General features: G+C 69.1%; 21 protein-coding genes, 1 tRNA gene and 1 pseudogene. 21 read left to right on the top strand and 2 right to left on the bottom strand.

Annotated features, from left to right (window positions below; all coding sequences use genetic code 11):
• The 19 genes and pseudogenes from tuf to greA form a co-directional block, all read left to right on the top strand.
• Positions 1 to 135, top strand: a pseudogene (gene tuf / locus MKL01_RS13990) (elongation factor Tu); the annotation flags it as partial.
• Between the two features lie 200 nt (positions 136 to 335).
• Complete coding sequence (locus MKL01_RS13985; protein WP_243905812.1) at positions 336 to 1,226, top strand: hypothetical protein; 891 nt, start codon at positions 336 to 338, stop codon at positions 1,224 to 1,226.
• A gap of 79 nt (positions 1,227 to 1,305) precedes the next feature.
• A tRNA-Trp gene (locus MKL01_RS13980) sits at positions 1,306 to 1,382 on the top strand.
• A gap of 182 nt (positions 1,383 to 1,564) precedes the next feature.
• Positions 1,565 to 1,864 (top strand): preprotein translocase subunit SecE, encoded by a 300-nt coding sequence (gene secE / locus MKL01_RS13975; protein ID WP_243905811.1) that lies wholly within the window; start codon positions 1,565 to 1,567, stop codon positions 1,862 to 1,864.
• A gap of 58 nt (positions 1,865 to 1,922) precedes the next feature.
• Positions 1,923 to 2,456, top strand: a complete 534-nt coding sequence (gene nusG / locus MKL01_RS13970) for a transcription termination/antitermination protein NusG (RefSeq protein WP_007566056.1) — start codon at positions 1,923 to 1,925, stop codon at positions 2,454 to 2,456.
• 207 nt (positions 2,457 to 2,663) lie between these two features.
• Positions 2,664 to 3,113: a 50S ribosomal protein L11 gene (rplK, locus tag MKL01_RS13965; RefSeq protein ID WP_243905810.1), complete on the top strand. Its 450-nt coding sequence runs from the start codon at positions 2,664 to 2,666 to the stop codon at positions 3,111 to 3,113.
• Between the two features lie 11 nt (positions 3,114 to 3,124).
• The gene (gene rplA, locus MKL01_RS13960; RefSeq protein ID WP_192711268.1) at positions 3,125 to 3,823 is read left to right on the top strand and encodes a 50S ribosomal protein L1; all 699 of its coding nucleotides are present in this window, start codon (positions 3,125 to 3,127) and stop codon (positions 3,821 to 3,823) included.
• Complete coding sequence (locus MKL01_RS13955) at positions 3,820 to 4,188, top strand: GIY-YIG nuclease family protein (RefSeq protein ID WP_313901465.1); 369 nt, start codon at positions 3,820 to 3,822, stop codon at positions 4,186 to 4,188. Before rplA ends, MKL01_RS13955 begins: the two co-directional genes overlap by 4 nt.
• Positions 4,189 to 4,435: 247 nt before the next feature.
• On the top strand, positions 4,436 to 6,091 hold the full coding sequence (locus MKL01_RS13950) for a B12-binding domain-containing radical SAM protein (protein WP_243905809.1): 1,656 nt from the start codon (positions 4,436 to 4,438) through the stop codon (positions 6,089 to 6,091).
• Between the two features lie 38 nt (positions 6,092 to 6,129).
• On the top strand, positions 6,130 to 6,399 hold the full coding sequence (locus MKL01_RS13945; protein WP_243905808.1) for a type II toxin-antitoxin system ParD family antitoxin: 270 nt from the start codon (positions 6,130 to 6,132) through the stop codon (positions 6,397 to 6,399).
• Positions 6,389 to 6,610 (top strand): type II toxin-antitoxin system RelE/ParE family toxin, encoded by a 222-nt coding sequence (locus MKL01_RS13940; protein ID WP_313901464.1) that lies wholly within the window; start codon positions 6,389 to 6,391, stop codon positions 6,608 to 6,610. Before MKL01_RS13945 ends, MKL01_RS13940 begins: the two co-directional genes overlap by 11 nt.
• A 604-nt stretch (positions 6,611 to 7,214) precedes the next feature.
• A complete protein-coding gene (gene rplJ, locus MKL01_RS13935) occupies positions 7,215 to 7,733 on the top strand; it encodes a 50S ribosomal protein L10 (RefSeq protein ID WP_243905806.1) in 519 nt (172 codons plus the stop codon).
• Positions 7,734 to 7,782: 49 nt separating this feature from the next.
• On the top strand, positions 7,783 to 8,160 hold the full coding sequence (gene rplL, locus MKL01_RS13930) for a 50S ribosomal protein L7/L12 (protein WP_243905805.1): 378 nt from the start codon (positions 7,783 to 7,785) through the stop codon (positions 8,158 to 8,160).
• A 247-nt stretch (positions 8,161 to 8,407) separates the two neighbouring features.
• Positions 8,408 to 12,532 carry a DNA-directed RNA polymerase subunit beta gene (gene rpoB, locus MKL01_RS13925; protein ID WP_243905804.1) on the top strand — a complete coding sequence of 1,375 codons (4,125 nt, stop codon included), beginning with the start codon at positions 8,408 to 8,410 and terminating at the stop codon, positions 12,530 to 12,532.
• A gap of 170 nt (positions 12,533 to 12,702) precedes the next feature.
• The gene (gene rpoC / locus MKL01_RS13920) at positions 12,703 to 16,911 is read left to right on the top strand and encodes a DNA-directed RNA polymerase subunit beta' (protein ID WP_243905803.1); all 4,209 of its coding nucleotides are present in this window, start codon (positions 12,703 to 12,705) and stop codon (positions 16,909 to 16,911) included.
• Between the two features lie 570 nt (positions 16,912 to 17,481).
• Positions 17,482 to 18,579, top strand: coding sequence for a cell wall hydrolase (locus tag MKL01_RS13915; RefSeq protein ID WP_243905819.1), 1,098 nt, complete (start codon positions 17,482 to 17,484; stop codon positions 18,577 to 18,579).
• A 215-nt stretch (positions 18,580 to 18,794) separates the two neighbouring features.
• Complete coding sequence (locus tag MKL01_RS13910) at positions 18,795 to 19,385, top strand: hypothetical protein (RefSeq protein WP_243905802.1); 591 nt, start codon at positions 18,795 to 18,797, stop codon at positions 19,383 to 19,385.
• Positions 19,386 to 19,452: 67 nt separating this feature from the next.
• Positions 19,453 to 20,439 carry an MDR family oxidoreductase gene (locus MKL01_RS13905; RefSeq protein ID WP_243905801.1) on the top strand — a complete coding sequence of 329 codons (987 nt, stop codon included), beginning with the start codon at positions 19,453 to 19,455 and terminating at the stop codon, positions 20,437 to 20,439.
• A gap of 47 nt (positions 20,440 to 20,486) precedes the next feature.
• Complete coding sequence (gene greA / locus MKL01_RS13900; RefSeq protein WP_243905800.1) at positions 20,487 to 20,960, top strand: transcription elongation factor GreA; 474 nt, start codon at positions 20,487 to 20,489, stop codon at positions 20,958 to 20,960.
• Between the two features lie 6 nt (positions 20,961 to 20,966).
• Here the strand turns inward: greA and MKL01_RS13895 are convergent, their stop codons facing one another.
• Positions 20,967 to 21,839, bottom strand: a complete 873-nt coding sequence (locus MKL01_RS13895) for a LysR family transcriptional regulator (protein WP_243905799.1) — start codon at positions 21,837 to 21,839, stop codon at positions 20,967 to 20,969.
• A 136-nt stretch (positions 21,840 to 21,975) separates the two neighbouring features.
• On the opposite strand from MKL01_RS13895, the gene wrbA reads away from it, so the two are divergent.
• Positions 21,976 to 22,572, top strand: coding sequence for an NAD(P)H:quinone oxidoreductase (gene wrbA / locus MKL01_RS13890; RefSeq protein ID WP_243905798.1), 597 nt, complete (start codon positions 21,976 to 21,978; stop codon positions 22,570 to 22,572).
• A gap of 155 nt (positions 22,573 to 22,727) precedes the next feature.
• Here the strand turns inward: wrbA and MKL01_RS13885 are convergent, their stop codons facing one another.
• Entirely contained in the window at positions 22,728 to 23,726 is a 999-nt protein-coding gene (locus MKL01_RS13885) for an L-threonylcarbamoyladenylate synthase (RefSeq protein ID WP_243905797.1), read from the bottom strand.
• Positions 23,727 to 23,856: 130 nt separating this feature from the next.
• Between MKL01_RS13885 and MKL01_RS13880 the strand changes: the two genes are divergently transcribed.
• Positions 23,857 to 25,596 carry an acyl-CoA dehydrogenase gene (locus tag MKL01_RS13880; protein WP_243905796.1) on the top strand — a complete coding sequence of 580 codons (1,740 nt, stop codon included), beginning with the start codon at positions 23,857 to 23,859 and terminating at the stop codon, positions 25,594 to 25,596.
• Positions 25,597 to 25,601 lie beyond the last annotated feature (5 nt).

The following is a 25,601-nucleotide window of genomic DNA, read 5'->3' as shown; positions in this document are numbered from 1 at the left end:
GTGATGCCGGGCGACAACGTGACCATGGACGTGGCGCTGATCGTGCCGGTGGCCATGGAGGAGAAGCTGCGCTTCGCCATCCGCGAGGGCGGCCGCACCGTCGGCGCCGGCGTCGTCGCCGCCATCAACGATTGAGTTCGCGCGGGACCGGCGCGTCGCGACAGAGGACGCGCCGGTCCCGCCCAGTGAAGCTGCCCACGGGCCGCCGTCATTTTCGATTTCGGCCGCATTCCGCGTTCGGGACGTCCGTTTCATGTGAGTCGCGCCGGCCTCCGTCTTGACGGGGTGCCGGCGTTGTCTTGTCCTGCCCTCGCCTTGTCTTGGCGGAGGCTCGGATGATCTTGGGTTCAACGCGGTCCATCAGGCGCGTGCCGGCCTTGATCTGTGCCGGCCTCCTGCTCCTGCCCGGCGGGGCGCGGGCCGACGACCTGAGCGACGGCCGCTTTCGCGACGCGGCGATCGCGCAGATCCGGACCGGTCTGACGGAGCTGACGATCGACCTCGAGGCCGATCCGGCGCAACTCAGCATCGGCACCGAGACGCTCGATCTCACCAACCTCCATCAGCGTGTCCAGGGCCTCAGCGAGGCCGAGCGTCGGAGGGAGGTCGAGGCGTTCCTCGGCATCGCCTTGGCCAAGGCTGCTCCAGCATCGGCGCCGGGGGATTTCGCGGCGATCAAGGCCCGCCTACGGGTGCAGCTGGTGCCGGACGAGATCCTTCAGCAGAGCCCGCAAATCGCCCATCGCCGGTTCTCCGAGACGCTCCACGTCGTCTGCGTGCTCGACGAGGCCGAACGCTACCAATACGTGACCCGGGAGATGATCGCCGGCTGGCGCGTCGATCCCGGCCTGGTGGAAGCCGCGGGGGTGGGGAACCTCGCCGCGACCTCCAAGGACATGCCGTTCCAGCTCATCCTCGCGGACCGCACGCCCATCGCCGCCCTCGGCAGAGGGGACGACGATTACGCCCTGGCGCGCCTGCTCGTGCCCGCTTGGCTCGAGGAGGTCCGTCGGGCGCTGAAGGTCGACGGCATCACCTTGGCGGGACCGACGCGAAACCTGCTCATGGCGTGGCCCGCCGACAGCCCCGCCCGGCGCGAGCTGGCCGCGGAGGCCGCCCGGCAGATGCGCGCCGGACCCTACGGCCGCAGCGACGAGCTGTTCCGCTACGACCGGGGCGGGCTTCGGCCCCTGACCGCGGCCGAACGGAAGGAATACGGCCGATGAGGCGGGCGACCGGCACCGGACCCGATCGCCACCGAACCCCTTGCAAGCCGGGCCGCGATGAGGCATTGGGCGGGTCGCTAGGAGTGTAGCTCAACTGGTCAGAGCGCCGGTCTCCAAAACCGGAGGTTGCGGGTTCGAGTCCCTCCACTCCTGCCAGATATCCAGCCCGATCCCGCGCGGCGGCCCGGTCGACAAGCCGGCGGAGTTGCGCTAGAGCGGGCCCAATCCGAGATCTGAAGCGACCGTCGGTGCGGGCCCATCCGGGTCCTCGGCGCCGACATTCGCATTCCCGGATGCGGTCTCTGCCTCGGGGCCGAACACGCACAGACACTGGCACCATGGCATCGAACGAAGCGACCAAGAAGGTGGACCTGGTGCGCGGCGCAGCCCGCGGTCCCGCGAACCCGCCGCCGCCGGCCCGCCCGGCGACGCCGGCCCGGGCGCCGCAGAAGCGCGCGACGCCGGGCGAGTTCTTCGCGCAGGTTCGCGACGAGGCGCGCAAGGTCACGTGGCCGACCCGCCGGGAGACCACGATCACGACGATCATGGTGTTCGTGATGGTCGTGGTCGCGAGCCTGTTCTTCACGGTCGTGGATCAGGCCCTGCGCTTCGTGGTCGGCCTGATCCTGGGCGTGTGAGGGCGGATCACCGCCGGTCGGGGAGACCCCCGCGGACTTGTCGGAGTTGAACGGAACCGTGTCGAAGCGCTGGTACATCGTCCACGCCTACTCGAACTTCGAGAACAAGGTCGCCCAGTCCATCAAGGACCAGGCGGCCCAGCGCGGGCTGACCGAGCTGTTCGACGAGGTGATGGTCCCGACCGAGAAGGTCGTGGAGGTGCGCCGCGGCCGGAAGGTCGATGCCGAGCGCAAGTTCTTCCCAGGCTACGTGCTGGTGAAGTGCGACCTCACCGACGAGGTCTACCACCTCATCAAGAACACCCCGAAGGTCACGGGATTCCTCGGGGCCGACAAGTCGAAGCCGGTGCCGATCCCCGACGCCGAGGCCGAGCGGATCAAGGGCCAGGTCGCCGAGGGCGTCGATCGCCCGAAGCCCTCGATCGCGTTCGAGATCGGCGAGACCGTCCGGGTCGCCGACGGCCCCTTCGCCAGCTTCAACGGCACCGTCGAGGAGATCGACGAGGCCCGCTCCCGCCTGAAGGTGGCCGTGTCGATCTTCGGCCGCGCCACCCCGGTGGAGCTCGAATACGCCCAGGTCGAGAAGGCCTGATCGTAAGAGGCGGATGGCGGATGGCGCATGGTGCCGAGGGGGCCGCGGGGCCTTCCACGCACCATGCGCCATCCGCCGTTCGCCATCATCCGCGGAAGATCCGCCCGGACTCGCCTCCGGGATCGCCGGATCGCACCGCGACCTGCAATCGTCCGACCCGCCCGCGCCTAGGCAGCCCGGCGGCGGACGCAGTTTGGGAGTCATCCCATGGCGAAGAAGATCACGGGCTACGTGAAGCTTCAGGTCCCGGCCGGCGCGGCGAACCCGTCGCCGCCGATCGGTCCCGCGCTCGGTCAGCGCGGCCTCAACATCATGGAATTCTGCAAGGCCTTCAACGCGAAGACCGCGCAGATGGAGAAGGGCACCCCGATCCCGGTGATCATCACCGCGTATCAGGACCGCTCCTTCACCTTCGAGATGAAGCAGCCCCCGGTCACCTTCTTCCTGAAGAAGGCCGTCGGCCTGAAGATCGGCAAGAAGCCGGCCTCCGGCTCGAAGACCCCGGGCAAGGGCCCGACCGTCGGCAAGATCTCCGAGGCGCAGCTGCGCGAGATCGCCGAGAAGAAGATGCCCGACCTCAACTGCGACTCGATCGAGTCGGCCGTCGCCATGATCCGCGGCTCCGCCCGGGCCATGGGCCTCGAAATCACGGCCTGAGGGAGGACATCATGGCTAAGGAAGGCAAGCGCATCCGCGCCGCCCGCGAGGGCATCGAGGTCACCAAGCTCTATCCCCTCGACGAGGCGATCAAGCTGGTGAAGGAGCGGGCGACCGCGAAGTTCGACGAGACCGTCGAGGTCTCGATGAACCTCGGCGTCGACCCGCGTCACGCCGACCAGATGGTCCGCGGCGTCTGCAACCTGCCGAACGGCTCCGGCCGGACGGTGCGGGTGGCGGTGTTCGCCCGCGGCGCCAAGGCGGACGACGCCAAGGCCGCCGGGGCCGACATCGTCGGCGCCGAGGATCTCCTGGAGATCGTCCAGAGCGGCAAGATCGACTTCGACCGCTGCATCGCGACCCCGGACATGATGCCGCTCGTCGGCCGTCTCGGTAAGGTGCTGGGCCCGCGCGGCCTGATGCCGAACCCGAAGGTCGGCACCGTCACCATGGACGTGAAGGGCGCCGTCGCCGGCGCCAAGGGCGGCTCGGTGGAGTTCCGCGTCGAGAAGGCCGGCATCGTCCATGCCGGCGTCGGCAAGGTCTCGTTCGATGCCGACAAGCTCGTCGAGAACATCAAGGCCTTCGCCGACGCGGTCGCCAAGGCGAAGCCCGCGGGGGCCAAGGGCACCTACGTCCAGCGCATCGCCGTCACCTCGACGATGGGCCCGGGCGTGAAGGTCGAGCCGAACACCGTGCTCACCGCCTGAACCAAGGCACAACGTCTACGCTGCAGAGCGCCCGGCCGGAGACAGCCGGGCGTTTTTCGTGGCGGGGGCGCGGATGGAGCGGCTATCGCACGTCTATATTCTGTGCGAGCCGGCGGAACGGAACGCTCTACACGGGCTCGACCACGGATCTCGCGCGGAGGGTTTGGGAGCATCGGACCGGTGCGATGCCGGGGTTCACCCGGGACTACGGCGTCACGATGCTGGTCTGGTACGACGCTTACCCGCGGATCATCGACGCGCGGGTGCGGGAATACGCGATCAAGCGCTGGCGGCGGGCTTGGAAGCTCGCGCTGATCGAGGGATTCAATCCGGGTTGGCGAGATTTGTACGACGATCTGGTCTGATGAGCCGCTTCGCGGCGATTCCCATGCTGGGTCCCGGCTCGCATTCCGCTGGCGCTTCATGCGCCCGGGAAAGGGCCGGTGAAGAGCAAACCCGCTACCCTTTCCCGGACAGGTGGAGCGATAGCGGAGCCTGATCCGGGACCCAGCACGAAAGTCGCCGCGGATGCGGCGCCACAACCCGCTCCCTCACGCTAATCTTAACCGCCAAGGGGGCGCCAACTCGCGCGGCTGTGCTAGATAAGCCGCCATGCGATGCACCCTGACGGTCTCCTCCAAGCGACGCATCCTGTGCGTCTTCCCCGCCTACACGCCGTCCTTCGGGACGTTCTCCCACGCCTACCCGCTGATGGGCGGGGTGAAGGCGTTCATGCCGCCGCAGGGGCTGCTGCTGATCGCGGCCTACATGCCGGAGGCCTGGGAATGCCGGTTCATCGATGAGAATATCGGCCGCGCGGCCCCGGCCGATTTCGCCTGGGCCGACGCGGTCTTCGTCTCCGGCATGCACATCCAGGAGCCGCAGATCCACGACATCCGCGACCGCGCCCACGCGGCCGGCAAGGTCACGGTGCTGGGCGGCCCCTCCGTCTCCGGCGCCCCCGAGAAATACGGCGACTTCGACTACCTCCATGTCGGCGAGATCGGCGACGCCACCGACCAGCTCGTCGCGCGCCTCGACGCCGACCTGACGCCGCCGCCCGCCCAGATGGTGCTGGAGACCAAGGACCGCCTCGCGCTCGCCGATTTCCCGGCCCCGGCCTACGAGGCGGCGCCGCTCAAGCGCTACCTGATCGGCTCCCTGCAATTCTCCTCGGGCTGCCCCTATCGCTGCGAGTTCTGCGACATCCCGCAGCTCTACGGCCGTCAGCCGCGCCTGAAGAGCCCCGAGCAGATGTGCGCCGAGCTCGACGCCATCATCAGCCAGCCCGGCCATCCGGCGGTGGTCTACTTCGTCGACGACAACTTCATCGCCAACCGCAAGGCGACCCGCGAGATGCTGCCGCACCTCGTGGCCTGGCAGAAGAAGAACAACTACCCGCTCCAGTTCGCCTGCGAGGCGACGCTGAACATGGCCAAGCAGCCCGAGATCCTCGAGCTGATGCGGCAGGCGAACTTCATGACGGTGTTCGTCGGCATCGAGACGCCGGAGGCGGACGCCCTCAAGGGGATCGACAAGACCCACAACGCCGCCGTGCCGATGTACGAGGCGATCGAGACCCTGAATTCCTACGGGCTGGAGGTGACCTCCGGCATCATCCTGGGCCTCGATTCCGATTCGGACCAATCCGAGCAGAACCTGATCGACTTCATCGACCGCTCGGCGATCCCCGTGCTGACCATCAACCTGCTCCAGGCGCTGCCCAAGACCCCGCTCTGGGACCGGCTCACCCGCGAGGGCCGGCTCGTCCACGATGCCAGCCTCGAATCGAACGTCCTGTTCAAGCGCCCGCACGACACCGTGGTGGGGAGCTGGCGCCGGGCCATCGCGCACGCCTACACGCCGGAGAAGATCTTCGAGCGCTTCAAGCACCAGTGCGCCGTGACCTACCCGAACCGGATCACCACGCCGACGGCGGGCAAGCTGACCTTCACCAACCTGCGCCGCGGCCTCATCCTGGGGTTCAACATCATCACCCGGGTCGGGATCGTTTCGGATTATCGCAAGCCGTTCTGGAGCGCGGCCGGCTACGCGCTGAAGCGCGGGCAGATCGAGGCGGTGTTCAACATGGGCTTCGTGGCCCACCACCTGATCCGCTTCACCCGCGAGGCCCTGCGCGGCGAGCACAACGCCTCCTTCTATGCCGCCAAGGCCGCCGAGGCGAAGGAAGCCGAGAAGGCCGCCCGCGAGCGGACCTGGTGGGAGGCGGCCCGGCGCAAGCTGGTGCCGGAGCGCGAGGCGGCGTAGCCTAAGGGGCCTGGCTGTCCGGGATGCGGACGCTCAGCATGACCGATATCGACCTGGCGCCCGATCTCGATCGCTTCGTGCGAAGACAGGTCGAGGCCGGCCGATTTCGGGATCCGTCCGACGTGATCGCCGCGGGATTGCGCCTCTTGGAAGAGGCCCTCGCGGCTCAGCCGGAGCATCGCGACCATCTTCTGGCTTCGATCGTCGCTGCATTCGATGATCCTCATCCCGGACTCAGCATCGCCGCCACGTTCGACCGGCTCGAAGAGCGGCACGCGCGTCGGGTGAGCATCGGCAGTGAGCCTTGAGGTCACCCTTCGGCCCGAGGCTGTGACGGATCTCGAATCCCTTTACGACTATATCGCCGCCGACAGCCCGGAACCGGCGATCGCCTTCATCCGCCGGATCCGGAGCCGCTGCGAGTCGCTGTCGGACCTTCCCAAGGCGGGGCGTGCCCGGGACGATGTCAGGCCCGGGCTGAGGCTTATCGCCTTTGAGCGTCGCGTCGTCATCGCCTAACCCCTGCGCGAGACGCGTATCGATGTCCTGCGCATCCTGTACCGTGGTCGCGACGTCGAGGCGCTGCTCGGTCAGGTCTGAGCTGTCGGAGCGTGCCGGGAGGTTCAGCGGCGGCCCACAACCCCTTGCCTGCGGCGGAAAAGTCGCGCTTCGGCCCTTGGCAGGCGGCTTGCTAGGCTCTATACACCGCGCCTCACGCATTTCATCCTCATGGAAGGAGACGGCCGATCGGCCGGTTTCCGTTCGAAATGTCGCCCGGGCAACCGGGTGGCACAGGCCGGCAGGACCCAAAGGGCGACGAGCCCCGCGGAGCCTTGTCCGGCCATGTCCTGTCCGAGACTGCAGGTGCCGGCTCGCCGGCTTAATCCCCACCGCCTGCACAGACGGGGAAGACCGAATTCCAAGTAACCTCGCTGTGGCCTCGGCCGCGGAGGGGTGTCGGTTTGAACCAACTCGCCCGAGGCGGCCTCCAGGGGCACGTGCGGGGACAGGGCCGCGAAGCGTCGTTCGGACGTTCCCGGTCTCTTGAAGGCCGAGACGACGTCCGGGCGGCATGTGCAACCGGCGGACCCGAGACCGGGTTCCGCCAACCGGAGAGAGCCCAGTGGACCGGACAGCAAAAGCTGACCTCGTCTCGACGCTCAACGGCGTGTTCAATCAGAGCGCCGTCGTCGTCGTGGCCCACTACAAGGGCCTCACGGTCGCCGACATGCAGAAGCTGCGTTCGCAGATGAAGCAGGCCGGCGCCACCGTGAAGGTCGCCAAGAACAGCCTCGCCGGCATCGCACTCGATGGCACGGACGTCGCCTCCATCAAGCCGCTCCTCAAGGGCCCGACCCTGCTCGCCTATTCGGGCGATCCGGTCGCCGCCGCCAAGGTCGCGGTCGATTTCGCCAAGACGAACGACAAGCTCGTGATTCTCGGCGGCGCGATGGGGACGACAACCCTGAACCCGGACGGCGTGAAGGCCCTCGCCTCGCTCCCGTCCCTCGACGAACTGCGCGCCAAGATCGTGGGCCTCATCCAGGCGCCCGCGACCAAGATCGCCCAGGTTGTCAATGCGCCGGCGGCCAAGCTCGCCCGCGTGTTCGGGGCCTATGCCACCAAGGACGAGGCCGCCTGAGGCCCTTCAAAAATCACCTGTTCGAACCGATATCTGAGAGGAATTGAAAATGGCTGATCTTGCCAAGCTCGTCGACGACCTGTCCTCGCTGACCGTTCTCGAGGCCGCCGACCTGGCCAAGATGCTCGAAGAGAAGTGGGGCGTCTCGGCCGCCGCTGCCGTCGCCGTCGCCGCCGGCCCGGCCGCCGGTGGTGCCGCTGCCGCCGTCGAGGAGCAGACCGAGTTCACGGTCGTCCTCGCCGCCGCCGGCGACAAGAAGATCGAGGTCATCAAGGAGGTCCGCGCGATCACCGGCCTCGGTCTCAAGGAGGCCAAGGACCTGGTCGAGGGCGCGCCGAAGCCGGTCAAGGAAGGCGTCAACAAGGACGAGGCCGAGAAGCTCAAGGCCCAGCTCGAGAAGGCCGGCGCCAAGGTCGAGCTCAAGTAAGTCGACGATGGGCCGGTTCCGGCCCATCACCGCACGCGGGTCCGTTCCGGGCCTGTCGTGATTGGAGCCCGCGGGTGCAGCACCCGCGGGCTTTAGGCCGCTTCGGCGGACGGTCCCGCAGGGGACTGGAGACGAAATTCGGTTCGGTGGCGCGGCCCGGCGGGGCGCGCGTCACGGCCCGGTGCGGGAGGTTCCCTTGCGGGAACGCTTCCCCGGGCGCGAGGCACGCGGGTAGGAGCGAGGTCACATGGCCAACACGCTGGTCGGTCGCAAGCGCATTCGGAAATTCTTCGGCAAGATCAAGGAAGTTGCCGAGATGCCGAACCTCATCGAGGTTCAGAAGGCGTCCTACGACCAGTTCCTGATGGTCGACGAGCCCGAGGGCGGGCGCGGCGACGAGGGCCTGCAGAGCGTGTTCAAGTCGGTCTTCCCGATCTCCGACTTCGCCGCCACCGCACTGCTCGAGTTCGTGCGCTACACGTTCGAGGCGCCCAAATACGATGTCGACGAGTGCCGCCAGCGCGGCATCACCTTCGCGGCGCCGCTGAAGGTCACGCTCCGGCTGATCGTGTTCGATGTCGATCCCGACACCCAGGCGAAGTCGGTCAAGGACATCAAGGAGCAGGACGTCTACATGGGCGACATGCCCCTGATGACGGAGAACGGCACCTTCATCGTCAACGGCACCGAGCGCGTCATCGTCTCGCAGATGCACCGCTCGCCGGGCGTGTTCTTCGACCACGACAAGGGCAAGACCCATTCCTCGGGCAAGCTCCTGTTCGCCGCCCGCATCATCCCGTACCGGGGCTCCTGGCTCGACGTCGAGTTCGACGCCAAGGACATCGTGCACGTCCGCATCGACCGGAAGCGCAAGCTGCCGGCGACGTCGCTGCTCTATGCCCTGGGCCTCGACGGCGAGGAGATCCTGTCGACCTTCTACAACCGCGTGGTCTACGAGCGCGACGGCGCCGACTGGCGCGTGCCGTTCGACGCCGAGCGGATGAAGGGCATGAAGGCCACCGTCGACCTGATCGACGCCGATTCCGGCGAGGTCGTGCTCGAGGCCGGCAAGAAGCTCAACGCCCGCAACGCCCGCCAGATCATGGACAAGGGCACCAAGTTCCTGAAGGCGACCGACGAGGATCTCGTTGGACAGTACATCGCCGAGGACCTGGTCAACGGCAAGACCGGCGAGATCTGGGCCGAGGCCGGCGAGGAGATCACCGAAAAGCTCCTGAAGAGCCTGGAGGATGTCGGCATCTCCGAGCTGCCGGTGCTCGACATCGATCACGTCAATGTCGGTCCCTACATCCGCAACACGCTGGCGGTGGACAAGAATTCCAGCCGTGAAGGCGCGCTGTTCGACATCTACCGGGTCATGCGCCCGGGCGAGCCGCCGACCCTCGACACCGCCGAGGCGATGTTCCACTCGCTGTTCTTCGATTCCGAGCGCTACGATCTCTCCGCGGTCGGCCGCGTGAAGATGAACATGCGCCTCGACCTCGACGCTGCCGACACCGTGCGCACCCTGCGCAAGGAGGACATGCTGGCGGTGGTGAAGGCGCTGGTGGAGCTGCGCGACGGCAAGGGCGAGGTCGACGACATCGACCACCTCGGCAACCGCCGCGTCCGCTCGGTGGGCGAGCTCATGGAGAACCAGTACCGTCTGGGCCTCCTGCGCATGGAGCGCGCCATCCGCGAGCGCATGAGCCAGGTCGACATCGACACGGTGATGCCGCAGGACCTGATCAACGCGAAGCCCGCGGCCGCGGCCGTGCGCGAGTTCTTCGGCTCGTCGCAGCTGTCGCAGTTCATGGACCAGACCAACCCGCTCTCCGAGGTGACCCACAAGCGCCGCCTCTCGGCGCTCGGCCCGGGCGGTCTGACCCGCGAGCGCGCCGGCTTCGAGGTGCGCGACGTGCACCCGACCCATTACGGCCGGATCTGCCCGATCGAGACGCCGGAAGGCCCGAACATCGGCCTGATCAACTCGCTCGCCACCTTCGCCCGGGTGAACAAGTACGGCTTCATCGAGACCCCGTTCCGCCGCGTGCGCGACGGCGTGGTCACCGACGAGGTCGCCTACCTCTCCGCCATGGAGGAGGCGAAGTACTACGTCGCCCAGGCGAACGCCCAGATGGACGAGAAGCGCAAGCTCACGGAGGACCTCGTGGTCTGCCGCCGGGCCGGCGAGGTGATCGTCGTCGGGCCTGAGCGCGTCGACCTCATGGACGTGTCGCCCAAGCAGCTGGTCTCGGTCGCCGCGGCGCTGATCCCGTTCCTGGAGAACGACGACGCCAATCGCGCCCTCATGGGCTCGAACATGCAGCGCCAGGCGGTGCCGCTGGTCCGCGCCGACGCCCCGTTCGTGGGCACCGGCATGGAGGCGGTGGTCGCCCGGGATTCCGGCGCCGCCATCGCGGCCCGCCGGGCCGGCATCATCGATCAGGTGGACGCCACCCGTATCGTGATCCGCGCGACGGAAGAGGCCGACGCCAACAAGCCCGGCGTCGACATCTACCGCCTGCAGAAGTTCCAGCGCTCCAACCAGTCGACCTGCATCACGCAGAAGCCGCTGGTCCGCGTCGGCGAGTTCGTGAAGAAGGGCGAGATCATCGCCGACGGTCCCTCGACCGAGTTCGGCGAGCTGGCGCTCGGCCGGAACGTGCTCGTCGCGTTCATGCCGTGGAACGGCTACAACTTCGAGGACTCGATCCTGCTCTCCGAGCGGATCGTGAAGGATGACGTGTTCACCTCGATCCACATCGAGGAGTTCGAGGTGATGGCCCGCGACACCAAGCTCGGGCCGGAGGAGATCACCCGCGACATCCCGAACGTCTCCGAGGAGGCGCTCAAGAACCTCGACGAGGCCGGCATCGTCTACATCGGTGCCGAGGTGAATGCCGGCGACATCCTGGTCGGCAAGATCACCCCGAAGGGCGAGAGCCCGATGACGCCGGAGGAGAAGCTGCTCCGCGCCATCTTCGGCGAGAAGGCCTCGGACGTGCGCGACACCTCCCTGCGGGTGCCGCCGGGCGTCACCGGGACCATCGTGGAAGTCCGCGTGTTCAACCGCCACGGCGTCGACAAGGACGAGCGCGCCCAGGCGATCGAACGCGAGGAGATCGAGCGGCTCGCCAAGGACCGCGACGACGAGCAGGCGATCCTCGACCGCAACACCTACGCCCGCCTGGCGGACGTGCTGATCGGCCAGGCGCCGGTGGCCGGCCCGAAGGGCTTCCGGAAGGACACCACGCTCACCCGCGAGCTGATCAACGACTACCCGCGCTCGCAATGGTGGCAGTTCGCCGTCATCGAGGACCGTCTCATGACCGAGATGGAGGCGATGCAGAAGCAGTACGACGAGTCGAAGAAGCGCCTGGAGCAGCGCTTCCTCGACAAGGTCGAGAAGCTGCAGCGCGGCGACGAATTGCCCCCCGGCGTCATGAAGATGGTCAAGGTCTTCGTGGCGGTGAAGCGCAAGATCCAGCCGGGCGACAAGATGGCCGGCCGTCACGGCAACAAGGGTGTCGTGTCGCGGATCGTGCCGATCGAGGACATGCCGTTCCTGGAGGACGGGACGCATGCCGACATCGTGCTCAACCCGCTGGGCGTGCCCTCGCGCATGAACGTCGGCCAGATCCTGGAGACGCACCTGGGCTGGGCGGCTGCGGGCCTGGGTCGCAAGGTGTCGAAGGCGGTGGATGCCTATCTGAAGTCGCAGGACATCGCGCCGCTGCGGGAGGAGATGACGGCGATCTACTCCCCGGGCGAACTCGACGGCCTGACGGACGAGGAGCTGGCCGAGGCCGGCAACAACGTCCGCCGCGGCGTGCCGATGGCCACCCCGGTGTTCAACGGCGCCAAGGAGGCCGACATCGAGCAGATGCTGGAGATGGCCGGGCTCGACCGCTCGGCGCAGTCGACGCTCTACGACGGGCGCACCGGCGAGCCTTTCGACCGCAAGGTCACCATGGGCTACATCTACATGCTGAAGCTCCACCACCTCGTGGACGACAAGATCCACGCCCGGTCGATCGGCCCGTACTCCCTCGTCACCCAGCAGCCGCTGGGCGGCAAGGCGCAGTTCGGCGGTCAGCGCTTCGGCGAGATGGAGGTCTGGGCGCTGGAGGCCTACGGCGCGGCCTACACGCTGCAGGAGATGCTGACGGTGAAGTCGGACGACGTGGCCGGCCGCACCAAGGTCTACGAGGCGATCGTCCGCGGGGACGACACCTTCGAGGCCGGCATCCCCGAGTCGTTCAACGTGCTCGTCAAGGAGATGCGCTCGCTCGGCCTCAACGTCGAGCTCACCTCCTCCAAGAAGGCGGCCAACGACCAACTGGAGCCGCCGGCGGACGCCGCCGAGTAGCGGTCTCGCGAACAACCTCCCGTGGCGGCCGCGTGCCGCCACGGTCGAGCATGGAGGGGCGGGGCCTCCGACGATGACGGCCAGCGGCGCCCGAGCAGGGCGCGGCGTCGGATGCATTCGGTACGCGGCGGCCCTGGCGCAGGGCGGTCGGCGTCAACAGGGAGCGGATCATGAACCAAGAGGTCATGAACCTTTTCAATCAGCAGGCCACACCGGTCAGCTTCGACCAGATCAAGATCTCGATCTCGTCCCCGGAGAAGATCCTCTCCTGGTCGTACGGCGAGATCAAGAAGCCCGAGACCATCAACTACCGGACCTTCAAGCCCGAGCGCGACGGCCTGTTCTGCGCGCGCATCTTCGGCCCGATCAAGGATTACGAGTGCTTGTGCGGCAAGTACAAGCGCATGAAGTACAAGGGCGTCATCTGCGAGAAGTGCGGCGTCGAGGTCACCCTCGCGCGGGTCCGGCGCGACCGTATGGGCCATATCGAGCTGGCCGCCCCCGTCGCGCACATCTGGTTCCTGAAGTCGCTGCCGAGCCGCATCGGCCTGCTGCTCGACATGGCGCTCAAGGACCTTGAGCGGATCCTGTACTTCGAGTCGTACTGCGTCATCGAGCCGGGCCTCACCCCCCTGAAGGAGCGTCAGCTCCTTTCGGAGGAGGAGTACCTGCGCGCCCAGGAGGAGTACGGCGAGGACTCGTTCACCGCCATGATCGGCGCCGAGGCCATCCGGCGCATCCTGCAGGAGCTCGACCTCGACAAGATCGCCAACGATCTGCGCGAGGAGATCGCCGTCACCACCTCGGAGCTGAAGCCCAAGAAGCTCCTGAAGCGGCTCAAGATCATCGAGGCCTTCCAGATGTCCGGCAACAAGCCGGAATGGATGATCCTCACGGTCGTGCCGGTGATCCCGCCGGACCTGCGCCCGCTGGTCCCGCTGGACGGCGGCCGCTTCGCGACCTCCGACCTCAACGACCTGTACCGCCGGGTCATCAACCGCAACAACCGCCTGAAGCGGCTGATCGAGCTGCGCGCCCCCGACATCATCATCCGCAACGAGAAGCGGATGCTGCAGGAGGCGGTCGACGCGCTGTTCGACAACGGCCGCCGCGGCCGCGTGATCACGGGTGCCAACAAGCGCCCGCTGAAGTCGCTCGCCGATATGCTGAAGGGCAAGCAGGGCCGGTTCCGCCAGAACCTGCTCGGCAAGCGCGTCGACTATTCCGGCCGCTCGGTCATCGTGGTCGGCCCGGAGCTGAAGCTGCACCAGTGCGGCCTGCCGAAGAAGATGGCGCTGGAGCTGTTCAAGCCGTTCATCTACGCGCGCCTCGACGCCAAGGGTTTCTCCGCCACCGTCAAGCAGGCGAAGAAGCTGGTGGAGAAGGAGAAGCCGGAGGTCTGGGACATCCTCGATGAGGTGATCCGCGAGCACCCGGTGATGCTGAACCGCGCGCCGACGCTCCACCGCCTCGGCATCCAGGCCTTCGAGCCGAAGCTGATCGAGGGCAAAGCGATCCAGCTGCACCCGCTGGTCTGCGCCGCGTTCAACGCCGACTTCGACGGCGACCAGATGGCCGTGCACGTCCCGCTGTCGCTCGAGGCGCAGCTGGAAGCGCGCGTCCTGATGATGTCGACCAACAACATCCTGCACCCGGCCAACGGTCAGCCGATCATCGTGCCGTCGCAGGACATCGTCCTCGGCCTCTACTACCTGTCGATCGTGGCCGAGGGGGCGCCGGGCGAGTTCAAGCCGGGCAACACCAAGAACCCGATGCAGGGCGTCTACGGCAACATGGGCGAGCTGGAGCACGCGCTGGCCGCCAAGGCCGTGTCGCTGCACTCCAAGATCAAGTGGCGCTGGACCGGCATCGGCCCGGACAATCAGCCCCTGACCAAGACCTACGAGACCACCCCGGGGCGGGTGATCCTGTCCGGCGCGCTGCCCAAGCACGCCAAGGTGCCCTTCGACGTCGTCAACAAGCTGATGACCAAGAAGGAGATCTCCGCGATGATCGACACCGTCTACCGCCACTGCGGTCAGAAGGAGTCGGTGATCTTCTGCGACCGGATCATGGCGCTCGGCTTCAACCACGCGTTCAAGGCCGGCATCTCGTTCGGCAAGGACGACATGGTCGTGCCGGAGAACAAGTGGTCGATCGTCGACACCACCCGCGCCCTCGTGAAGGACTACGAGCAGCAGTACAACGACGGCCTGATCACCCAGGGCGAGAAGTACAACAAGGTGGTCGATGCCTGGGCCAAGTGCTCGGACAAGCTGGCCGCCGAGATGATGGGCCGCATCTCCGCCGTCCAGAAGGACGAGCACGGTGCGGACAAGCAGGTCAACTCGATCTACATGATGAGCCACTCGGGTGCCCGTGGCTCGCCCGCCCAGATGAAGCAGCTCGCGGCGATGCGCGGCCTCATGGCCAAGCCGTCGGGCGAGATCATCGAGACCCCGATCATCTCGAACTTCAAGGAAGGCCTGGACGTTCTGGAGTACTTCAACTCCACGCACGGTGCCCGTAAGGGCCTGGCCGACACCGCCCTGAAGACCGCCAACTCCGGCTACCTGACCCGCCGTCTCGTCGACGTGGCGCAGGACGCGGTGATCCGCGAGGTCGATTGCGGCACGGCCAACGGCATCAAGATGCGCGCCATCGTGGATGCCGGCCAGGTCGTGGCGACGCTGGCCACCCGCATCCTCGGCCGCGCGACGGCCGAGGATCTCGTGGCGGCGGACGGCACGGTGATCGTCAAGACCGGCGAGACCATCGAGGAGCGGCACCTGCCGGCGATCAATGCCGCCGGCATCCAGGAGGTGAAGATCCGCTCGGTGCTGGTCTGCGCCACCAAGAGCGGCGTCTGCGCCACCTGCTACGGGCGCGACCTCGCCCGCGGCACGCCCGTCAACATGGGCGAGGCCGTCGGCGTCATCGCGGCGCAGTCGATCGGCGAGCCGGGCACGCAGCTCACGATGCGGACCTTCCACATCGGCGGCGCGGCCCAGATCGCCGACTCGTCGTTCATCGAGTCGAGCTTCGAGGGCACGATCAAGATCCGCAACCGCGCCGTCGCCAAGAACACGGACGGGGACCTGATCGCAACCGGCCGCAACGTGGCGGTGGTGATCGTCGGGTCGGACGGTGTCGAGCGGGCGGTTCACCGCCTGCAATACGGCGCCAAGCTCCGGGTCGACGATGGTGACAAGATCAAGCGCGGGCAGCGGATCGCCGAATGGGATCCCTACACCCGTCCGATCCTCACCGAGGTCGACGGGCTCGTGGCCTACGAGGATCTGGTCGACGGCCAGTCCATGACCGAGACCACCGACGAGTCGACCGGCATCGCCAAGCGCGTGGTCGTCGACTGGCGCGGCTCGGCCCGGACCTCCGATCTGAAGCCGGCGATGATCGTCGTCGACAAGGACGGCAAGGCGCTCAAGCTGCCGCGCGGCTCGGACGCCCGCTACTTCCTGCCCGTCGACGCCATCATCGGCTACGATCCCGGCGCGAAGGTGAAGGCCGGCGACATCCTGGCCCGCGTCTCGACCGACTCGGCCAAGACCCGCGACATCACCGGCGGTCTGCCGCGGGTGGCGGAGCTGTTCGAGGCACGGCGCCCGAAGGACGCGGCGATCATCGCCGAGAAGTCGGGCACCATCGCGTTCGGCCGCGACTACAAGAACAAGCGTCGGCTCACGCTGACGCCGCATGACGGCTCGGAGGCGGTCGAGTACCTGATCCCGAAGGGCAAGCACATCCACCTGCAGGACGGGGACGTGGTCGAGCTCGGCGATTACATCGTCGACGGAAACCCGGCACCGCATGACATCCTGGCGATCAAGGGCGTGGAGGAACTCGCGGCCTACCTCGTCAACGAGATCCAGGAGGTCTACCGGCTGCAGGGCGTGTCGATCAACGACAAGCACATCGAGGTGATCGTCCGGCAGATGCTGCAGAAGGTCGAGGTGACCGACGGCGGCGATTCGGACATCCTCGCGGGCGACCAGATCGACCGGACGGAGCTGACCGACTTCAACGAGAAGCTGCTGGCCGAGGGCAAGAAGCCGATCCAGGGCGTTCCGGTCCTGCTCGGCATCACCAAGGCGTCGCTGCAGACGAAGTCGTTCATCTCGGCGGCCTCGTTCCAAGAGACCACCCGCGTCCTCACGGAGGCGGCGGTCAACGGCAAGGTCGACACCCTGGAGGGGCTGAAGGAGAACGTGATCGTCGGCTCGCTGATCCCGGCGGGCACCGGCTCGATGGTGGCGGACATCCGCTCCATCGCCCGCCGCCGCGACGCGATGATCCTGCAGCAGAAGCAGACCGACAGCGGCGCCACCCCGGTGGAGGAGCTCTCGCCCGCCGCCGAGTGAGGCGACAGGCCCTTCCGCGACGACAGAGGGCGGCCTTCGGGCCGCCCTTTTTCGTGGTGGACGGAGCGGACCGGCTACACCGCGACGCCTGCGCGGGGCCGTCGATCCGGCGCGTCCGGGACCGCTTGAGCGTTCTCCATCTGGTGTGCATCGCGAAGCGCGACGCGCTCTCCTCCCCCTTGCGGGGAGGGGATTGGCGCCCGGACCGTCGAGTGCGGGATCCGATTCAATCCGACACTGCTCACACCGCCGCTTGTGCAGGGATGCGGGCGTCGGCCGGCTCCGGCTGCGCTTTGCGGTCCCGGGACGGCCGGAGCGAAGCCGGTTGGGACGCTCGCGTGTTCGGGGCGACGGCTGGCCCCGCACGAGCCCGGGACGCCGCCCGAGGCATCGGCTTAACCGGCCCTCAACCATACCGGGCGATAAATCCTGTGCGGCCGCAGAAACACCCTGGAAACGGGGAGGATGGGGCCGGTTCGGGTGCGTGGGTACGGGTCTGGCGTCGTGGGCACGAGACGACAACGACGGGAATCGAGCCTGCGCTGGCTCTCGGCGGCCCTGACGCCCTGGATGGTCGGGCTCGGCCTCCTGGTCTCGTTCACGGCCGATGCCGGCACGGAGAACGCCCTCGGGGCGAGCCGGCTCGGCGTGATCGAGGCCGGCGCCGTGCCGCCGCTGCCCCCCGGCACATTGCTGATCGGATCCGCCCTGCGCCGCCTCGGCGACGAGCCGCCCCAGGCGGTGTTCAAGACCGGTGCGCACGTCTTCCCGGTGGTGCAGCGCGGCGGCAAGGGCAGTCCCGCCCGGCCGCCCGCCGAGAGCTTCGCCCGCCGCGCCGCATCCCTGCGCGACACCGGAGGCGCCCTGGTGTTCGGCGACGTCACCGGCGGCGTCAGCGGCATGCTGACCCAGGGGCCGGCGGTCTGGGATCCGGACTCCGAGCCGGAGGCCGCCTTCGTTCCCGTCCCGGATCTCGGCCTGACCACCGGCGCCGGCAGCGCCGCGTCGACCGGGGCGGGCACCGCCGACCTCACCGAGGAAGGGGACACCCGGCGCCTCGACGGCTCGACCCCGCCGGTACCCCGCGCGGTCGCCCTGTCGTCCACGACGCCGGCACCGGCGGACGCGATCCCCGTGGAGATCGCGGCGGCCAGCCTCGCGCTGCCGGATTTCACGATCCGCTCCGAGCGCCCCGACGGCACCCAGGCGATCCCGGAGGATGCGCGCCGGCGCTACGCCGACCTGATCGACCCGGAATCCCTCGACAAGGAGCAGCGCTGCCTCTCGGAGGCGGTCTATTTCGAGGCCCGGAGCGAGCCGGAGGCGGGCCAGGCCGCCGTGGCCCAGGTGGTGCTGAACCGGGTGAAGAGCGGGCTCTACCCGAGCAGCGTCTGCGGCGTCGTCTACCAGAACCGGCACCACTACATGGGCTGCCAGTTCTCCTTCGCCTGCGAGGGCAAGTCCCTGCGCATCACCGATGCCGGCGCCTGGGAATCGGCCACCCGCATCGCGCGCTCGGTGATCGAGGGCCGGACCTACCTGGCCGAAGTCGGCGCCGCGACCCACTATCACGCGGACTACGTGCGGCCGGGCTGGGCCCGCCGCCTGCGCAAGATGGACGTGATCGGCCGCCACATCTTCTACCAGCTCCGGGCCGGGCAGACCTGAGGGGACCCTGCGGCCCGGTTTTGGTAAAGGATACTGTCGAAGAACCCGAGAATTCTACCTAAGTAGGCGACGACTAAGCAGTCGAAACCGAGGGTTAATTTTACCTTCATTTCCGATAGTGCTTGCGAGTCGAGCAACGAGTCTGGCCTCTAGTGCGTCGAGACCCGCGCCGCTTCCGCGTCGCGTCTCGCAGTATCGCGTACCAGAGGACTTCCATGACCGCGCCGGTCGCTCGCACCGCTCTCCTCGCCGCCGCCCTCGGCGGCCTGTTCCTCGCCGCACCCGCCCAGGCCGGCGGCTGCTACGGCTCCGAATGCTACCGCCACGTGGTCACGCCGCCGGTCTACGACACCGTGCAGGAATCCGTGCTGGTGCGCCCGCCGCGGACGGTCTACCGCACCGTCCCGCCGGTCTACGACACCGTGTCGGAACGCGTGCTGGTCTCGCCCGGCGGCCGGTTCTGGCAGACGAGCCGCGGCCCCGGCGGCGAGCTGATCGGCTGCTGGGTGACCACGCCGCCGCGCTTCGCGGTCCGCAGCCGGACCGTGCTGGTCCGTCCCGCCCAGTCGATCCCCGAGACCATCCCGCCGGAATATGCCAGCGTGAGCCGCCGCGTCCTCGTGGCGCCCGCCCGCGCCGGCTGGGTGCCGGTCGGCGGCTACGGCGGCTACGGCTATCGCCCCGCCGCGTATGGCGGCCCGCTGGTCGGCTCGATCCCGGACGCGCTGGGCATCACCGGCGCCAGCTCGTCCGATATCGGCGTTGCCCTCGGCTTCTCGAACGGCAGCCGTTACGAGGGATACTGATCGGCTCCCGGTCGCCTTGATTCCCGACCGCCCGGCCACACCTCATCGCACAACACGGGAGGTGACCATGGGAACGTTCAAGGCCTGGGTGGTCGAGAAGGCCGAGGCCGGCCAGAGCCTGGCCTTCCGGGACTTCGACGACGCCGACCTCATGGACGGCGACGTCACCGTGCGGGTGACGCACTCGACCCTGAACTACAAGGACGGGCTCGCCCTCACCGGCGCGTCGCCGGTGGTGCGCCGCTTCCCGATGATCCCCGGGATCGATTTCTCGGGGATCGTCGAGACCTCCGACCATCCCGAATACAAGCCCGGCGACGCCGTCGTGCTCACCGGCTGGGGCGTCGGCGAGACCCATCTCGGCGCCTACGCGCAGCGCGCCCGGGTGAAGGGCGACTGGCTGGTGCCCCTGCCCGAGGGGCTCACGCCCGAGCAGGCGATGGCGATCGGCACCGCGGGCTACACCGCGATGCTGTGCTGCATGGCGCTCGACGCGCACGGGGTCACGCCCGGGCACGGGCCGGTGATCGTCACCGGCGCGTCCGGCGGCGTCGGCTCGGTGGCGGTGGCGCTGCTCGCGCGGGCGGGCTGGCACGTGATCGCCTCGACCGGCCGCGACAGCGAGGCGGACTATCTGAAGACCCTCGGCGCCGCCGAGATCCTCGACCGCGCCGAGTTGTCGAAGCCCGGCAGGCCGCTGGGCAAGGAGCGCTGGGCGGCGGGCGTCGACGCGGTCGGATCGACCACCCTGGCCAACGTGCTGGCCATGACCAAGGCCGACGGCGCCGTCGCCGCCTGCGGGCTGGCCCAGGGCATGGATCTGCCGACCTCCGTGGCGCCGTTCATCCTGCGCGGCGTCTCGCTGCTCGGCATCAACAGCGTCACCACCCCGCAGAAGAAGCGGCGCGAGGCCTGGGCGCGGCTCGCCCGCGACCTCGACCTCGACAAGCTCGCCACCATGACCAGCAAGGTCCGCCTGGAGGAGGTCGGCCGGCTCGGGGCGGACATCTTGGCCGGCCGGATCCGGGGCCGGACCGTGGTGGAGGTGGGTTAGCACGGGCCTGCTGGAACCGGTGCCGTTGCAGAGCTGTTTCTCTCGTCATGAGCGTCGCATTCGTTAAAGAGCCCGAGGGCGGGGAAGCCTTCGAGAACCTGCCCGACCGGCCGGTCTCGCCCCACGCCAACTTCGTCACGCCCGAGGGCCTCGCGCAGATCGAGGCCGAGGTCGCGCGCCTGGAGAAGGAGGCCGCCGCGCTGGATCACGCCGACAAGGCCGAGGATTCCCGGATCGGGCGGGATCTCCGCTACTGGGCCGCGCGCAAGAACACCGCGCAGGTCGTGGAGACTAAGGGCGGCGACACCGTGCAGTTCGGCTCGACCGTCACGGTGGTGCGCGAGGACGAGGCCGGCCAGGAGACCCGCCAGTCCTTCCGGATCGTCGGCGAGGACGAGGCCGACCCGCACAAGGGCTCCATCTCCTACGTGGCGCCGCTGGCCCGGGCCCTCACCGGCAAGACGGTCGGCGATGTGGTCGAGGTCAACGGCCACGAGGTCGAGCTGGTCGAGATCCGCTGAGCCGGCTCAGCGGCCCTCGAAGCGGGGCCGCAGCGGCAGCATGGCCTCGGCACAATGCTCCATGAACACCCGGACCCGCGCGGCGTGGCGCAGGTCCGGATGCGTCAGCACCCAGAGGTCCGCACCGAGTTCCGGGTGGGGGCCCGACAGGCGGCGCAGCGCCGGATTGGCATCGGCCGCGAAACAGGGGAGCGGACCGATCCCAAGCCCGGCCGAGACCGCGGCGTCCAGCCCCGTCACCGTGTTGATCCGCAGCCTGACCCGGTCGGCCGGCACCCGCGCCGCCAAGAACCGCGTGAACGAGCCCCCTGCGACGCTCGGATCGGGGCTGATCCAGTCTTCGGCGGCGAGATCGCCGTAGGCGCGGTCGGCCAGGCCGTAGACGGCCCAGGCCACCGCGGCCAGCCGGCGTCCGACGAGGGTTCCGCGCGGATCCCGGCTCACGCGGATCGCCACGTCGGCATCCCGGCGCGACAGGTTGAGCGCCTCCTCGGAGAGGATCAGCGCGATCCGGATGTCGGGATAGCGGGCTCCGAACGCCGCCAGGATCGGCATCAGCAGATCCGCCGCGAAGCCGGCCGGCGCGGTCACGCGCAACTCGCCGGACGGCGTGTCCCCCCGCCCCGCCGCCGCCCGCTCGAAGCGGGTGACATCGGCCTCGATCCGGGTGGCCGCCTCGATCATCGCCTGCCCGCAGGCGGTCGGCACGTAGCCGGTGCGCAGGCGATCGAACAGCTGCACCCCGAGGCCGGCTTCCAGCGCCGTCAGACGCCGGAACGCCGTCGAGTGGTTGATCCCGAGTTGCGCCGCCGCAGCGGTCAGACCGCCGCGATCCGCCACGGCCTTGACGAAGCGGAACTCGTCCCAGCTGAGCGGCATCGCCGGCTCCTTGCACAGATGCAAGATCACTCTTGCAGACAAAGGCATTCTTGCAAGACGCGAAATACGTCATGGAAGGGCACCGCGCCGCCGTGCGAATCGCTCGGCGCTCCGAAATCCGTCTGGAGATCACCCCATGGCCAAGGTTCTGGTGCTGTATTACTCGACCTACGGGCACGTGGAGCAGATGGCCTACGCCGTCGCCGAGGGCGCGCGCGAGGCCGGTGCCGACGTCGTCGTGAAGCGCGTGCCGGAACTGGTGCCGGACGACGTGGCCCGGCAGAACCACTTCAAGGTCGATCAGGCCGCGCCGGTCGCCACCGTCGCCGAACTCGCCGACTACGACGCGATCATCTTCGGCACCCCGACCCGCTACGGCAACATGGCCGCGCAGATGAAGCAGTTCATCGACCAGACCGGCGGCCTCTGGATGAAGGGCGCGCTGGTCGGGAAGGTCGGCTCGGTCTTCACCTCCACGGCCTCGCAGCACGGCGGCCAGGAGACGACGCTGACGAGCTTCCACACCGTGCTGTTCCACCACGGGATGGTGGTGGTCGGGTTGCCCTACAGCTTCCAGGGCCAGGCCGGGGTCGAGGCGGTGAAGGGCAATACGCCCTACGGTGCCAGCACCATCGCGGACGGCGACGGGTCCCGCCAGCCGAGCGGCGTGGAGCTGGAGGGCGCCCGCTACCAGGGCCGCCACGTGGCGGGGATCGCCGCCAAGCTGGCGTGACGCGGAGCGGGCAAGAAAAAAGGCTCGGATTGCTCCGAGCCTGAAAGGAAAAAGGCCATTGGGGGCTGAGAAGGCCTTCGTGATCAATGAACGGGTGGCGGGACAGTCTGTTCCGTCGCCTCTAAAAAATATCTCCAATCAAGTCTCCGGACATCTCACCGCGGCGCTGCGGCGCGGGCGAGGCGGTCGCGGATCGCCTCGCCGAGTCCCTCGGCGGGGATCGACACCACCGCGATGCTGGCGGCGCCGGACGCGTCCAGCGCGCGGAGCGCCCCGAACAGGGCCGCCGCGGCCTCCGCGAGATCCCCCGCCGGGCTCAGGTTCAGGGTCGCCGCCGCGGCGAGACCGCCGGCCGGGCGCGCGGCGCCGAACAGGAGCACCGCTTCCCCCGGCTCGACCTGCGTCACGTCGAGGCGCACCCGCGCCCGGGGCGCGTAGTGCGAGGCGAGCATGCCGGGTCCCGCCGGCCGGTCGGGATCGGCGGCGTCGGGCGCGGCCGGGTCCAGACCCAGGACATCGCGGAGCGCGGCACGGGTGATGCCCCCCGGCCGCAACAGCCGCGGCACGCCGCCCAGACAGGCCACCACCGTCGATTCGACGCCCACCGGCGTGTCGCCGCCGTCGAGCACCCCGGCGATCCGGCCCGCGAGATCGTCGAGGACGTGGCTCGCCCGGGTCGGGCTGACGCGGCCCGAGCGATTGGCCGAGGGCGCCGCCACCGGCCGGCCGACATCGGCCAGCAGGGCCCGGGCGAGCGGATGCGCCGGCACCCGCAGGGCGACGCTCGGCAGTCCGGCGCGGGCGAGATCGCAGACGCGGGTGTCCGGACCGGCCGGGACGACCAGGGTGAGGGGCCCCGGCCAGAAGGCCTCGGCGAGGCGGCGGGCCTGCGCATCGAAGACGCCCTCCGCCAGGGCCGCATCCACGCCCGGCAGATGGGCGATCAGCGGGTTGAAGCGCGGGCGCTCCTTGGCGGCGAAGATCCGCGCCACGGCCGCGGGGTCGGTGGAATCCGCCCCGAGCCCGTAGACGGTCTCGGTGGGGAAGGCCACGAGGCCGCCCGCCCGCAGGAGCGCGGCGGCCTCCGCGAGGCCGGACGCGTCGGGGGCCAGCCGCCGGGTCGCGGCCGGGACCGTTGACCCGGGATCATTCATGCGGGAAGCCGTCTCCGAGGTGTTGGCGACGCGGAGCCCGCGCGCCTATCCTCGGGCCGCCGTAGCCCCGGTGGCCGGGCGCGGTCAAACGCGCCCGGCCACCGGCCGGCCCGCGACGAGGGAGGATCGTATGAGTTACCGCGCCCCGGTCCCGGAGATGCTCTTCACCCTCCGGCACGTGGCCGGGCTCGACGCGATCGATCCCGAGGACGCCGAGGCGATCCTGACCGAGGCCGGGCGGATCGCCGCCGGCGTGATCGCGCCGCTCAACCGGGTCGGCGACCGGCACGGCACCCCGTTCGCGGATGGACGCGTCACCACCCCGCCGGGCTGGCGGGAGGCGTACCGGACCTTCACCGAGGGCGGATGGAACGGGCTCACCGCCGAGGCCGATCACGGCGGCCAGGGGTTGCCGAAGCTGATCGAGGCCGCCTGCACCGAGATGTGGAACGGCGCCAGCCTCGCCTTCGGCCTCTGCCCGCTGCTGACCCAGGGCGGGATCGAGGCGCTGACGGCCCACGGCTCCGACGACCTGAAGGCCCGCTACCTGGAGAAGCTCGTCTCGGGCGAATGGCCCGCCACCATGAACCTGACCGAGCCGCAGGCCGGCTCCGACCTCGCCCTGCTGCGGACCCGGGCCGAGCCGGCGGGCGACGGCTCCTACCGGATCACCGGTAGCAAGATCTACATCACCTACGGCGAGCATGATCTCGCCGACAACATCGTCCACCTCGTGCTGGCCCGGCTCCCGGATGCGCCCTCCGGCACGCGGGGCATCTCCCTGTTCCTGGTCCCGAAGGTCCTGCCGGACGGGTCGGCCAACGATCTCCGCTGCTCCGGCATCGAGCACAAGCTCGGCATCCACGCCTCGCCGACCTGCTCCATGGCGTTCGGCGACCGGGGCGGCGCCACCGGCTGGCTGATCGGGCAGGAGAACAAGGGCCTCGCCTGCATGTTCACGATGATGAACGCGGCGCGGCTCGGCGTCGCCCTGCAGGGCGTGGGGGTCGCCGAGGCCGCGACCCAGCGGGCGCTGGCCTACGCGCAGGAGCGCCGCCAGGGCAAGGCCGTGGGCGCCGCCGAGGCGACGAGCGCGATCGTCGCGCATCCGGACGTGCAGCGGATGCTCCTCACCATGAAGGCCTCCACGGCCGCCGCCCGGGCGATCTGTTACCTCACCGCCGCCGCCCTCGACGCCGCCAAGGGTCCGGAGGGGCGGGCCGCCCTCGACCGTGCGTCCCTGCTGACGCCGGTGGCCAAGGCCTTCTCGACGGACCTCGCCAACGAGGTGACGTCCCTGGGCGTGCAGGTCCATGGCGGGATGGGCTTCGTGGAGGAGACCGGTGCGGCGCAGCTCATGCGCGACGCCCGCATCCTCGGCATCTACGAGGGCACCAACGGCATCCAGGCCATCGACCTGACCGCCCGCAAGCTGCCGCTGAACGGCGGCGCCACGGTCCGGTCGCAGATCACCTGGATGCGCCGGGCCGCGGAGGGCCTGGTCAAGGCGGCCGATCCGGCCTTCGGCCACATGGCGGCGCGGCTGCGGGACGGGATCGGCAGCCTCGACCGGGCGACCAGCCACCAGCTCGCGGCGTTGGCCTCCAACCGCCCCGAGGGGACGCTCGCGGGCGCGAGCCCGTATCTGCGCCTGTTCGGCCTCGTCCTCGGCGGCGCCTGCCTCGCCCGGAGCGCGCTCGCCGCGGATGCCGCCCTGAAGGCCGGCGAGACCGACCCGGCCCATGCCGGCCGCATCGCCCTCGCCCGGTTCTACGCCGAGAACCTGCTGGTGGCCGCGGCCGGGCTGGAGCAGGCCGTGGTGGCGGGCGGTGCCTTCACCGACGGGGCTGCGCTGGCGCTGGCGGTTTGAGGAGG

Origin of the sequence: Methylobacterium sp. J-070 (assembly GCF_022829385.1) — a bacterium.
Lineage (GTDB): Bacteria > Pseudomonadota > Alphaproteobacteria > Rhizobiales > Beijerinckiaceae > Methylobacterium.
This window is presented reverse-complemented; position numbering and strand designations above follow the sequence as displayed.

Coding starts and splice junctions, on each gene's coding strand:
- MKL01_RS13905 (WP_243905801.1), top strand. CDS start 19,453: ATGGGAACGTTCAAGGCCTGGGTGGTCGAGAAGGCCGAGGCCGGCCAG.
- rplK (WP_243905810.1), top strand. CDS start 2,664: ATGGCGAAGAAGATCACGGGCTACGTGAAGCTTCAGGTCCCGGCCGGC.
- wrbA (WP_243905798.1), top strand. CDS start 21,976: ATGGCCAAGGTTCTGGTGCTGTATTACTCGACCTACGGGCACGTGGAG.
- rpoB (WP_243905804.1), top strand. CDS start 8,408: ATGGCCAACACGCTGGTCGGTCGCAAGCGCATTCGGAAATTCTTCGGC.
- greA (WP_243905800.1), top strand. CDS start 20,487: ATGAGCGTCGCATTCGTTAAAGAGCCCGAGGGCGGGGAAGCCTTCGAG.
- MKL01_RS13895 (WP_243905799.1), bottom strand. CDS start 21,839: ATGCCGCTCAGCTGGGACGAGTTCCGCTTCGTCAAGGCCGTGGCGGAT.
- MKL01_RS13910 (WP_243905802.1), top strand. CDS start 18,795: ATGACCGCGCCGGTCGCTCGCACCGCTCTCCTCGCCGCCGCCCTCGGC.
- rplA (WP_192711268.1), top strand. CDS start 3,125: ATGGCTAAGGAAGGCAAGCGCATCCGCGCCGCCCGCGAGGGCATCGAG.
- rpoC (WP_243905803.1), top strand. CDS start 12,703: ATGAACCAAGAGGTCATGAACCTTTTCAATCAGCAGGCCACACCGGTC.
- MKL01_RS13945 (WP_243905808.1), top strand. CDS start 6,130: ATGACCGATATCGACCTGGCGCCCGATCTCGATCGCTTCGTGCGAAGA.
- MKL01_RS13915 (WP_243905819.1), top strand. CDS start 17,482: ATGGTCGGGCTCGGCCTCCTGGTCTCGTTCACGGCCGATGCCGGCACG.
- MKL01_RS13985 (WP_243905812.1), top strand. CDS start 336: ATGATCTTGGGTTCAACGCGGTCCATCAGGCGCGTGCCGGCCTTGATC.
- rplL (WP_243905805.1), top strand. CDS start 7,783: ATGGCTGATCTTGCCAAGCTCGTCGACGACCTGTCCTCGCTGACCGTT.
- MKL01_RS13950 (WP_243905809.1), top strand. CDS start 4,436: ATGCGATGCACCCTGACGGTCTCCTCCAAGCGACGCATCCTGTGCGTC.
- secE (WP_243905811.1), top strand. CDS start 1,565: ATGGCATCGAACGAAGCGACCAAGAAGGTGGACCTGGTGCGCGGCGCA.
- MKL01_RS13885 (WP_243905797.1), bottom strand. CDS start 23,726: ATGAATGATCCCGGGTCAACGGTCCCGGCCGCGACCCGGCGGCTGGCC.
- MKL01_RS13880 (WP_243905796.1), top strand. CDS start 23,857: ATGAGTTACCGCGCCCCGGTCCCGGAGATGCTCTTCACCCTCCGGCAC.